Source organism: uncultured Hymenobacter sp. (assembly GCF_964243305.1).
Classification (GTDB): domain Bacteria; phylum Bacteroidota; class Bacteroidia; order Cytophagales; family Hymenobacteraceae; genus Hymenobacter.
In genome coordinates this window covers 59,928-70,637 of record NZ_CAXTEF010000022.1, presented here as the reverse complement: position 1 = coordinate 70,637, position 10,710 = coordinate 59,928, and the positions used below count along the sequence as shown (strand labels likewise).

Annotated in this window: 10 protein-coding genes; 7 read left to right on the top strand and 3 right to left on the bottom strand. The window is 61.9% G+C overall.

Annotated elements, in window-relative coordinates; translation table 11 throughout:
* Positions 1-1,232: aconitase family protein (locus ACFE70_RS13350; RefSeq protein ID WP_375418253.1), on the bottom strand; the 1,232-nt coding region annotated here is incomplete at its 3' end.
* Positions 1,233-2,236: 1,004 nt separating this feature from the next.
* On the opposite strand from ACFE70_RS13350, the gene ACFE70_RS13345 reads away from it, so the two are divergent.
* The 3 genes from ACFE70_RS13345 to ACFE70_RS13335 are packed head-to-tail and all read left to right on the top strand — an operon-like array spanning position 2,237 to position 3,990.
* Positions 2,237-2,857 carry a peroxiredoxin family protein gene (locus ACFE70_RS13345; RefSeq protein WP_375418252.1) on the top strand — a complete coding sequence of 207 codons (621 nt, stop codon included), beginning with the start codon at positions 2,237-2,239 and terminating at the stop codon, positions 2,855-2,857.
* 49 nt (positions 2,858-2,906) lie between these two features.
* Positions 2,907-3,377 carry a Uma2 family endonuclease gene (locus tag ACFE70_RS13340; RefSeq protein ID WP_375418251.1) on the top strand — a complete coding sequence of 157 codons (471 nt, stop codon included), beginning with the start codon at positions 2,907-2,909 and terminating at the stop codon, positions 3,375-3,377.
* Positions 3,378-3,384: 7 nt separating this feature from the next.
* Positions 3,385-3,990, top strand: coding sequence for a pentapeptide repeat-containing protein (locus tag ACFE70_RS13335; protein ID WP_375418250.1), 606 nt, complete (start codon positions 3,385-3,387; stop codon positions 3,988-3,990).
* Between the two features lie 9 nt (positions 3,991-3,999).
* Here the strand turns inward: ACFE70_RS13335 and ACFE70_RS13330 are convergent, their stop codons facing one another.
* The gene (locus ACFE70_RS13330; RefSeq protein ID WP_375418249.1) at positions 4,000-4,125 is read right to left on the bottom strand and encodes a hypothetical protein; all 126 of its coding nucleotides are present in this window, start codon (positions 4,123-4,125) and stop codon (positions 4,000-4,002) included.
* A 168-nt stretch (positions 4,126-4,293) separates the two neighbouring features.
* Here ACFE70_RS13330 and ACFE70_RS13325 point away from each other — a divergent pair, with 168 nt between their 5' ends.
* Complete coding sequence (locus ACFE70_RS13325; protein WP_375418248.1) at positions 4,294-4,599, top strand: hypothetical protein; 306 nt, start codon at positions 4,294-4,296, stop codon at positions 4,597-4,599.
* A gap of 111 nt (positions 4,600-4,710) precedes the next feature.
* Here the strand turns inward: ACFE70_RS13325 and ACFE70_RS13320 are convergent, their stop codons facing one another.
* Positions 4,711-5,712, bottom strand: a complete 1,002-nt coding sequence (locus ACFE70_RS13320) for a polyprenyl synthetase family protein (RefSeq protein ID WP_375418247.1) — start codon at positions 5,710-5,712, stop codon at positions 4,711-4,713.
* Positions 5,713-5,887: 175 nt separating this feature from the next.
* Between ACFE70_RS13320 and ACFE70_RS13315 the strand changes: the two genes are divergently transcribed.
* The 3 genes from ACFE70_RS13315 to ACFE70_RS13305 all read left to right on the top strand — a co-directional run.
* On the top strand, positions 5,888-6,748 hold the full coding sequence (locus ACFE70_RS13315) for an alpha/beta hydrolase family protein (RefSeq protein WP_375418246.1): 861 nt from the start codon (positions 5,888-5,890) through the stop codon (positions 6,746-6,748).
* Positions 6,745-7,269, top strand: coding sequence for a 2-amino-4-hydroxy-6-hydroxymethyldihydropteridine diphosphokinase (gene folK / locus ACFE70_RS13310; protein ID WP_375418245.1), 525 nt, complete (start codon positions 6,745-6,747; stop codon positions 7,267-7,269). Before ACFE70_RS13315 ends, folK begins: the two co-directional genes overlap by 4 nt.
* A gap of 262 nt (positions 7,270-7,531) precedes the next feature.
* Positions 7,532-10,710, top strand: a 3,179-nt coding sequence (locus tag ACFE70_RS13305) for an Ig-like domain-containing protein (protein ID WP_375418244.1), incomplete at its 3' end; no start/stop codon positions are given.

Genomic DNA, 10,710 nt, shown 5'->3' with positions numbered 1-10,710 from the left:
GCGAAGGTGTCGAGCAGGCCGTCGCGGGCCACGGTGTAGCGCACCAGCTCCGAGCCGGGCGTGACGGTGAACTCGGCGTTGACGTGCAGGCCTTTTTGCACCGCTTGCCGGGCGATGGAAGCGGCGCGGGTGATGTCCTCGTAGCTGGAGTTGGTACACGAGCCGATGAGGCCAACTTCGAGCTTCTCGGGCCAGCCGTTGTCGCGCACGGCCTGGGCAAACTGCGAGATGGGCCAGGCCGCGTCGGGCGTGAACGGGCCGTTGACGTGCGGCTCCAGCGTATTGAGGTCGATTTCGATGAGCTGGTCGTAGAAGTCGGCGGGGTTAGCATATACCTCATCGTCGGCGCGCAGGTGGGCTTTTACGCCCTCGGCTAGGTCCACAATGTCGGCGCGGTTGGTGCCGCGCAGGTAGTCGGCCATCTTCTGGTCGTAGCCAAACACCGAAGTAGTGGCCCCAATTTCAGCGCCCATGTTGCAGATGGTGGCTTTGCCGGTGGCGCTCATGCTCTCGGCACCCTCGCCAAAATATTCCACGATGGCGCCTGTGCCGCCCTTCACGGTCAGGATGCCGGCCACTTTCAGAATCACGTCCTTGGCCGAGGTCCAGCCGCTCATCTTGCCGGTCAGCTTCACGCCGATGACCTTCGGAAACTTCAGCTCCCAGGCCATGCCAGCCATCACGTCGACGGCGTCGGCGCCGCCCACGCCGATGGCAATCATGCCCAGGCCGCCGGCGTTGGGCGTGTGCGAGTCGGTGCCAATCATCATGCCCCCTGGGAAGGAGTAGTTTTCCAAGACGACCTGGTGAATGATGCCCGCCCCTGGTTTCCAGAAGCCAATGCCGTAGCGGTTGGATACTGAAGCCAGAAAGTCATAGACTTCACGGTTTTCGGCGTTGGCTTCGGCCAGGTCGGCAGTGGCGCCGTCCTTGGCCTGGATGAGGTGGTCGCAGTGCACGGTGCTGGGCACGGCGGTAGTGGCGCGGCCAGCCTGCATGAACTGCAAGAGGGCCATTTGAGCGGTAGCGTCCTGCATGGCCACGCGGTCGGGGGCGAAATCGACGTAGCTCACGCCGCGCTCGTAGGCTTTGCCGCTCTGCTCGCCGTAGAGGTGGCTATGAAGGATTTTCTCGGTCAGCGTCAGCGGACGCCCCACGGCGGCGCGGGCCGATTCGATGCGGGAACCCAGGCCGCTGTACACGGCGCGTATCATTTCGAGGTCAAAAGCCATAGGGAGAAGGGTATTTTAGCGGTTGCGCAAATGTAGTGTACGGGGCGGGTTGTTTTTGGTCGTTTCGGGGGGGTAGGGAGATACGGGTTTCGTTCGGCTGCTACGTTCGGCAAGTTACCGCAGAGGTACGCAGAGGAAGACGCCGAGGTACGCGGAGCGCGGGCGGCAACCTTCCGGCGCGGGCGGCGGTTGTGGGCGCTTACTTTGCCGCTATGAAACTGACTCGTTTTGCTGCCCTGCTGCTGGGCACCGCCCTGGGCACGGCCGCCTGCCAATCCGATAACTCGAAAACGGCCACCACTAGTGCCCCTACCCCCGTCACCTTGCTCAAAGCCGGCCCGTGGCGTGGCGAGCTGGCCGCCCAAGGCCAGCAGATTCCGTTTCTATTCGAGGTGAAAGAAGAGGCCGGTAAGCCGGTCGTTTACCTAATTAATAAGGGTCTCGACGGCGAGGAGCGCCTGCGCTGCCCGGAAATTACGCAGGCCGGGGATTCGGTCACGGTGCGGCTGCACGTATTTGACGCCGCGCTGGTCTTGCGCGCTGATAGCGTAGATAAGCAAGTTGACATTAGCAATCCGGATAGTGCGTGGGGCACGAAACCTAAAATGGTCACAATAGGCAGAATGGTTACTACCGATAGACTGAAAGGCACATGGGTAAAGTATGATGCAAAAATGTCATATCGGGTGCCGATAGTGGCTTTCTTAAGCACAAATGAATCGTCGAACCGACTTTTTCATAGTAATACTAAAGTAAGTCTGATACCCTCAAGCAAAGAATTCACTTATAAGGCCGGTTTTAAAGATGAAGAAGGGAACAGTTACCCAGCAGTAGGAATCTTTAAAGGTGATTCTGCAAGTCAAGGTATCGCTGGTACATTCTTAACTACAACCGGAGACTACCGCTATTTATTTGGTAACTATGCCCACGTGAACGGCCAGTGGCATATGAAGCTCTCAACTTTTGATGGTAATCACGCATTTCTTTTTGATGCAGTGGTAGACATGAAGCAAAGTAATAAATTGCTCAAAGGCGACTTCTACTCCGGCAAATCCGGCCACGAAACCTTTACCGCTGTGCTGGACCCCAACGCCAAGCTGCCCGACGCCAACGCCCTGACGGCCATGAAGCCCGGCCAGAAGCGGCTGGATTTCAAGTTTCCCAACATCTTCGAGGGCGGCGCCATCTCCCCCACCGACCCCAAGTACCAGGGCAAGGTTGTCGTGGTGCAAATCCTGGGCTCGTGGTGCCCCAACTGCATGGACGAGACCAACTTCCTGGCTCCCTGGTACGAGCAGAACAAGCAGCGCGGCGTTGAAATCATCGGCCTGGGCTACGAGCGCAGCCCCGACCAGAAAAAGGCCGCCGCGCGCCTGCACAAGATGCGCGAGCGGTTTAACATCAAATACGACCTGGCCGTGGCCGGCGTCGCCAACAAGGATTCGGCCGCCAAATCCCTACCCCAGCTCGCGCAGGTATTGGCGTTTCCGACTACTATTTTCCTCGATAAAAAAGGCGAGGTGCGCAAGATTCACACGGGCTTCTCGGGGCCGGGCACGGGCAAGTATTACCGGCAGGAAATTGCCGAGTTTAATCAGACCGTGGACCAGCTGCTGAAGGAGTAGCGGCCGGCGGCGTTTTAGTTATCTTTGAAAAAACCTTACTACTTACTATATGCAGCCGCAAGCAACAGAAATAATCGAAACCGAGGTTGTCCTCGAAGAAGTTATGTCTTTAAACCATTCCCGGCTGATTCACCGCTTCAGCGTGGCGCTGCTGCCTTACGAGGAACAATATGATATACTACCAGAGTTAGAATTCGAATTAAGCGCAGGACGCCTGAAGCCAGATGTAGCTATTCTGCCCCGGCTGACTTACAATTGGCGCGCTGATATTATCCGCTATCCTGACCCGCCTATTACGGCGATTGAAATTCTATCCCCAACTCAATCATTTGATTATTTAGTCAGTAAAATTTGGACTCAGTATTTTCCTAGTGGTGTTCAGTCTGCTTGGTTGGTTCTACCTACTGTACGCAGTATTTATTTGTTTGTACCCAACCAACCCGACGTAGTTTTCACCTCCGGTACGCTGCGCGACCCAGCTAGTGGAATAGAGCTGGAGATGGCGGCCATTTTCCGCTAATTCCTCCGTGAAGCCCCACCGCAAGCCGCCAGTTGCCGCGCGCAAACCCGACTTTTTCCCGGCCGAAAACGTGGTGACGGGCTGGGACGCCCGGCACCTGGCAGACCATACTGAGTTTGACGACTATCACTTCCGCAACTGCGACTTTAGCGGGGCAGACTTAAGTAAGCTGCGCTTCGCCAGCTGCCTTTTTGAGCGCTGCAACTTGTCATCGGCGCGGCTGGCAGGCACGGCGCTGCAAAACGTGGCCTTTGCTGAGTGCAAGCTGCTGGGCCTGCAATTCACGGCGTGCCGCGACCTGCTCTTTGGCGTGCATTTCGACCAGTGCCAGCTGCGCTACGCCTCCTTCGCCGGCCGCCAGATGCCGGGCACCCCGTTTCGGGGCTGCGGGCTCGACGAAGCCGATTTTGCCGATGCCGACTTGTCGGGCGCCGTCTTCCAGGACTGCTCGCTGGCGGGCGCGGTTTTTCAGAAAACCCAGCTTGGGGGCGCCGATTTTCGGACCGCGACGGGCTTCAGCATTGACCCCGAACGCAACCAGCTCCGCCAGGCCCGTTTCAGCCTGCCCGGCCTGCTGGGCGTGGTTGCCAAATACGAGCTGCTGGTCGAATAGAAAGAGCCGCTATCGCCGCCGCACCTGAAAATCGTGTAGGGGCCGCAAGGTTATCAGCGGCTGCATCAGCACCGACGACGGATTGATTACCTGTCCCTCCGCCCCGGCCCACGCAGTCACGGAGCAGTATTGCATTGTCGGGCAAAGGGGGGGGTAGGGAATGCCGATTGCCTAGGCGCCGGACGAAAATGTGCCGGGATGGTGGCAGCCCCATCTTTTTCGCCACCGCGCCCGTAAGCTGAAGCGGCGCCCAGGCGTCTTCTTGCCATTTCCCTACCCCCTCCATTTCCTCAACCCCTTCCCATGTGGATTCCCCAGAACGATAACTCCCCGGCTCCGTTGGCCGACTTGCAGGGCCGCAGCGTAGGCCTGCGCTTTGAGTGCGCAAGCTGCCAGACCGAGGTGTTCACCGACCTGCTCGGCGTGCCCGCCCCCAACGACCAGGCCGACTCCATCGAGCACGCCGAAAACCACGAAATTGAAGAAATTAAGTGCCCCGGCTGCCAGATGCTGCACACGCTCGAAGTCGACAGCACCTTTGATGGCGTCACCTTCAAAGTAAACGAAGCCAAAAACATTTGCTACCAATTAGCGGGGACCGCAGATTAAGCTGATTTTAACGGGTAAACGGATTATCTGGGGGTCCGCGCTAGGCATTAATCCTCTGCGCGGACCCCCAAATAATCCGTTTTATCCGTTAAAATCAGCTTAATCTGCGGTCTATTTTTCCCGCTCTATCGTGTAGTTAATCAACTGCTCCAGCGAGGTGCGGCTGGCCGATTCTGGGAAGGTGTGCAGCAGCGCGAGGGCCTCGTCGCGGTAGCGCTGCATGGTTTGGATAGCGTAGTCCAGGCCACCCGATTTCTTCACAAACTCGATTACCTGCTGCACCCGGTCGCGGCGGCCCTCGTTGTTTTTGACGTTGAAGATAACGCGGCGCTTTTCCAGCCAACTAGCTTGCTGCAAGGCGTATATCAGCGGCAAGGTCATTTTCTTTTCCTTGATATCAATACCGACCGGCTTGCCAATTTCGGCCGTGCCGTAATCGAATAAGTCGTCTTTTATTTGGAAGGCCATGCCCACCTTCTCGCCGAATAAGCGGGCCCGCTCAATCGTTTCTTTATCGGCGCCGGCCGAGGCCGCGCCCACGGCCGTGCAGGAAGCAATCAGCGAAGCAGTTTTTTGGCGGATTATGTCAAAATAAACGTCCTCGGTGATGTCTAGTTTACGGGCTTTCTCAATTTGCAATAACTCGCCCTCGCTAAGTTCGCGCACCGCGTTATTGACAATCTTCAGTAGTTGAAAGTCGTCGTGCTCCAGCGCTAATTGCATTCCGCGCGAGAGTAAATAATCGCCCACGAGCACCGCAATTTTATTTTTCCAAAGGGCATTAATGGAGAAGAAGCCGCGACGGTAATTGGACTCATCCACTACGTCGTCGTGCACCAGGGTAGCGGTGTGCAGCAGCTCAATCAGGGCGGCGCCGCGAAACGTGGCTTCGGGCAGCGGGCCGGCCGCGTCGGGCAGGGCGATGCGGGCCGAGAAGAACACGAACATCGGCCGAATCTGTTTGCCCTTGCGCTTGATAATGTAGCCCATTATCTTGTCCAGCAGCAGCACCTTGGTTTGCATCGACTGCCGGAACTTGACCTCAAACCCGGCCATCTCGGCCGCGATGGGCGCCTGAATCTGGTCGAGGGAAACGGGGGGCAGCTGGGCCATTAAGGGGAAAGCAAACGGTGCCGCAATGATACGCCATCAGGCCCGTAGCGCGGACTTGGTAGTCCGCGCGCAAACAAAACTTTGCCGGCGCACGCACGGACGCATAGCGTCCAGGGCCCCTTGTTCGCCCGCGGACTACCAAGTCCGCGCTACTTCCGGCCGTAACTTGCCGGCTATGCTCACTACCGCTGATTTTCTGCTGCCCGCGCCCCACCACGGCCGCCCCTTCGCCGCCGATGCTACGTATCAGGCCGATGGGCAAGCCAAGCCGGTCATCGTGTTTGTGCATGGCTTTAAGGGCTTCAAGGACTGGGGGCATTTCCCCCTGCTGGCCCGCTTCTTCGCTGGGCAAGGCTTCGTGTTCATCAAGCTCAACCTCTCGCACAACGGCGTGGTGGTGGGCGGCACCGGCGATTTGGAAGACCTGGACGCCTTCGGCCGCAACAACTTCAGCCTGGAGCTGGACGACTTGGGCCACCTGCTCGACGCCCTGCACGGCCACTTCCCTACCCCCCTGCCCGCCGCCGAACTGGACCTGGCGCGCCTCTACCTGGTGGGCCACAGCCGCGGCGGCGGCCTGGTGCTGCTCAAGGCGGCTGAAGATGCGCGCGTGGCGGCCGTGGCTACCTGGGCGGCCATCGCCGACGTCAACCCGCGCTGGCCAGCCAGCGTGATGCGCGAGTGGCAAACGCGGGGCGTGCTGCACGTCGAGAACAGCCGCACCGGCCAGCAGCTGCCGCTCTACTACCAGGCTGTGGAGGACTATCTAAAAAACCGCGACCGACTCGACATTGCGCGCAACCTAACCCGGCGCCGGCGCCAGCCGCTGCTGCTCATTCACGGCGACGAGGACGAAACCGTGCCGCTGGCCGCCGCCCAGCGCCTGCACGCGCTGCGGCCCGATGCCACGCTGCACGTGCTGCCCGGCGCCACGCACATGTTCGGCGGCGCCCACCCCTGGCCGCAATCGGCGCTGCCCACCGACGCGCAACGGGTGGCTGAGCTGACGGCCGACTTTTTTCGGCGCCAGCCGTGAGTCGGCCATTCCCTACCCCCCCCGTGCTGGCGTACCTGCTGCTGGGCTCTAATCTGGGCGACCGGGCGGCTCATCTGGCGGCGGCCCGGCACCACCTGGCGGCAGGGGCCGGTGCTATAGTAGCCCAATCGGGCCTCTACGAAACCGCCGCCTGGGGCCGCGAAGACCAGCCGGCCTTTCTAAATCAGGCGCTGGCCGTGCGCACCTCGCTTTCAGCGGAGAAGCTGCTGGCCGCCTGCCTGGCGGCCGAGCAGGCCGCGGGCCGCGAGCGGGCGGAGCACTGGGGCAGCCGTACGCTCGACGTGGACATCCTTTTTTTTGGCGCTGAAATCTGCGCCTCCCCGGCCCTCACCGTGCCGCACCCGCAGCTGGCCGGGCGGCGCTTTGCCCTGGTGCCGCTGGCCGAGATTGCACCCCGCCTGCGCCACCCCCAACTGGGCCTGACCGTGGCCGAGCTGCTGGCCCGCTGCCCCGACCCACTGCCCGTGCGGCCCTGGCTGGGCCAGGAGCCGGCGCCCTAAGCCGGGCCCGAAATCCCTACCCCCCTACTCCAGCGGCAACCCTTAAATAGACGGCCGGCCGGGCCAGCGGCGCGGGCCGGGCCGGTTCGGGTGGCGCACCACGTTGGTACCCCACAAAAACCCGCCGGTAGTGCGTAGCTTTACTGTAGCCGGCTGACGGTCTTTTATTGACCTGTCCGCTCAGCTGGCCGCTTCTTCTTAGCCGCGGCGCGGCGCCATTTCCCACCCCCGCTTCGCTATCCGCTCTTCTATTTGCTTTCTTATGCCCGCAGCGCTACCGTATCTAAGCCAGCTTGTGGCCCCTTTTTCCTTTTATTTTAAACCGGGCGCCGGCCGCGGCCACAACTGGGTTAAGCCGTGGCTGCTGCTTTTCCTGCTCGGTGGCGCGGCCACTACGACGCAGGCCCAAACTACCAACCGCTTCGTAACCCACGACGACACCAACCAGGTGCCCGCCGGCACGGCCAAGTCGGGCAACGTGATTCCTAACGACGACAACCCCGACAACCTGCCCAACGCGGCGTTCGAGGTGAAGCGCCTCACGCCCCCCCGCAACGGTACGCTCACCAGCTTCAACCCCGACGGCAGCTACGTCTACACGCCTAACCCCGGCTTTGTGGGTCAGGACAGCTTCACCTATCAGATTTGCCAGCCCGGCGCGACGCCCAACTGCTCGAATATTTCAACCGTGGTCCTGAACGTGTACGATTCGGACCGGGTCTGCACCCTGGGCACGGGGCGCAACCTGCTCGTTAATCCCAGCTTTACGGATGGCAACGTGGGCTTTACGACTGCTTACCGATTCGTGTCTTCCCCTGCCGCCCGGCCCCAGCTCTACGTGGAAGGCGGCTACGCCGTGGACACTGACGCGCTACCTTATTCGTTCGCAGCCAATTTCCGGGGCATGGGTCGCACCGGGGCCGGCGACAAGTTTATGTTCGTCAATGGCGGCGCGTCCCTGGACACGGTGTATTCCCAGACCGTGACTGTACAGCCTAACCGCTACTACTTATTCTCAGTCTATGCGACCAGCATCAACGGTACCAGCCCGGCGCAGCTAGCGCTAGTAGTGGACGGCAAATCGACCTCGGTCGTGACGACGCTACCGGCAGGCAGGAGCAATGTAGGCACCTACGTGCGGATTTCCGACCTCTACTTTTCGGGACCCGGCCCGGCCGGCGGCTTTCAGGTCGAGCTGCAAATCCGCGACGTTAACAAGGCGGCCGACGGCAACGACTTCGGCATCGACGACCTGTACTTCGGCTCGTGCACCACTCAGCTAACAGCCGATGAGAAAACAACCGCCACCGTACCCAACCGGCCCGCGCCGGCCCCAATTCAGCCCCTGAGCGCGACGCTGGATGTTAACGGCAGCGTGGGCGTGACCGTGGCCTCGTTCACTATCCAGCGCCTGCCGGCCACTGGCGTACTGACCTTCAACGGCACGCCCGTCACCCTGGGCCAGGTCATTCCGGTGAGCGGCCCCGGCAGCCGGAGCAGCGGCGGCACCCTCGCCTACACGCCCGCCGGCAGCATCTGCGAGTCGGACAGCACCACGTTCCGCTACTCGGCCAATAACAGCGACGACCAGGGCTCGAATAACATTGCCATCTACACCATTCCGCTAGGGCCGGGGCTGCCGTTTGCGGTCCAGACGCGGGGCGCCAATCCGTTTTGCGAAGGCCAGTCGGTGGCGCTGAGCGGCGGCGCGCGGCCGGGCTACCGCTACACCTGGTTCAGGGGCACGACCATCGCGAATGGCGCTGGCGCCGTGCTTAACGACAGCCTCTTCACCGCCACCACGCCCGGCAGCTACTCGGTGAAAGTCGAGGCGCCCGGCTGCGTGGCGACCTCCACGCCCCTAAGCGTCAGCACCAAGGCCTGCCCGCTGGGCGAGCCCGAGCCGTGCAGCTTCGACGAGAAATTCATCAACACCTGGTATTTCGGCAACAAGGCGGGCCTCAACTTCAACGGCCAGGCCCCGCCCGCCAAGACGCCCGCCGTGCTCACCGACGGCCAGATGGTGACGCCCGCCGGGGCGGCCACCATGTCGGACAACGAAGGCAACCTGCTCTTCTACTCGAACGGCGAAACCATCTGGACCCGCAACCACACCGTGATGCCCAACGGCACCGGCCTGGCCGGCAACGCTCTCACCACCGACGGGCCGGTGGCTATCCGGCGGCCGGGCAGCACCACCCGCTACTATCTCTTCACCCAGGATGCGCGCGGCGGCGAGCGGGGCCTGAGCTTTTCGGAGATTGACATGGCCCTCAACGGCGGGCTGGGCGACATCGTGGCGGACACCAAAAACACGCCCCTGACCCGCCGCACGGCCGAAAAGATGACCGCCGTGCTGCACGACAATGGCTGCGACTCCTGGATTATCGTGCACGGCTACGGCGAGGCCGGCAGTGCTGACCCGGCTTCCGGCAGCGCCTTTCTGGCGTATCAGGTGACGGCCACCGGCGTGATTACGACGCCGGTGGTTTCAACGGAGGGGCCGCGGCACGCGCCCAGCGTGGCTCCGCAAGCGTTCCGCGGGCAGATGAAAGTGTCGCCCGATGGCCGGCAGCTGGCCGTGGCCCGCTTCAACGACGGCCCCGTGCCGGCCAACGGCACCATCGAGCTGTATGACTTCGATGCCAAAACCGGCGCCGTCAGCAACCCCCGCACCCTGGACAGCGGCGAGGGCGGCTACTACGGCGTCGAGTTTTCGCCCGGCCGCACCCGGCTCTACGCCACGGTGCTGAGCCCGCCCAAGCTGTTGCAATTCGATTTGAGCCTGGACCCCGACAGCATCGCGGCCAGCAAGACGGTCATCCCTACCCCCCCCGGCGGCCCCAACCTCGGCTCCATCCAGGCCGCGCCCGATGGCAAGCTCTACGTGGCGCGCGAAAACCAGCCCCTGCTCGGCGTGATTTCCTACCCCGACTCGCTGGGCGCGGCCGTGGCCTACCTGGCCAACGACACGGCCCAGGCCCTGGGCGGCCGGCTGAGCGGGCTGGGCTTGCCCAACTTCAACCAGAGCTTCCTGGTGAAGCTGGGCTTCGGGTATGAGCCGGTGGGCTGCCGGGAAATAAAATTCCAGGCCGGCACCTCCATCCCCGACCCGGAAACGTACGAATGGGACTTCGCCGGCCTGGGCAAATCCAGCGAAAAGGACCCCACCTTCATCTTCCCGGCTCCGGGCGACTACCGCATCAAGCTGCGCGTCACCAAGGCCTGCCTGTGCAAGGAGATTGAGGCTATTATCCGGGTGCCAGGCCTGCCCAATCCGGGCAGCATCGCCGGCCCCCAGACGGTGTGCGCCGGAGCAGCGCCCACCGCCCTCAGCAGCACCGCCGATGCTTCGGGCGATGCCGGCCTGCCGCTTGTTTACCAGTGGGAATCGTCAAGGGATGACGTCAGCTTTACGGCTATCGACGGGGCCACCAGCGC

Excerpts from the sequence above, each read along its gene's own strand:
- ACFE70_RS13320 (WP_375418247.1), bottom strand. The coding sequence starts at position 5,712 with ATGGCCCAGCTGCCCCCCGTTTCCCTCGACCAGATTCAGGCGCCCATC.
- ACFE70_RS13325 (WP_375418248.1), top strand. The coding sequence starts at position 4,294 with ATGTGGATTCCCCAGAACGATAACTCCCCGGCTCCGTTGGCCGACTTG.
- ACFE70_RS13340 (WP_375418251.1), top strand. The coding sequence starts at position 2,907 with ATGCAGCCGCAAGCAACAGAAATAATCGAAACCGAGGTTGTCCTCGAA.
- ACFE70_RS13330 (WP_375418249.1), bottom strand. The coding sequence starts at position 4,125 with ATGCAATACTGCTCCGTGACTGCGTGGGCCGGGGCGGAGGGACAGGTA.
- ACFE70_RS13315 (WP_375418246.1), top strand. The coding sequence starts at position 5,888 with ATGCTCACTACCGCTGATTTTCTGCTGCCCGCGCCCCACCACGGCCGC.
- ACFE70_RS13345 (WP_375418252.1), top strand. The coding sequence starts at position 2,237 with ATGAAGCAAAGTAATAAATTGCTCAAAGGCGACTTCTACTCCGGCAAA.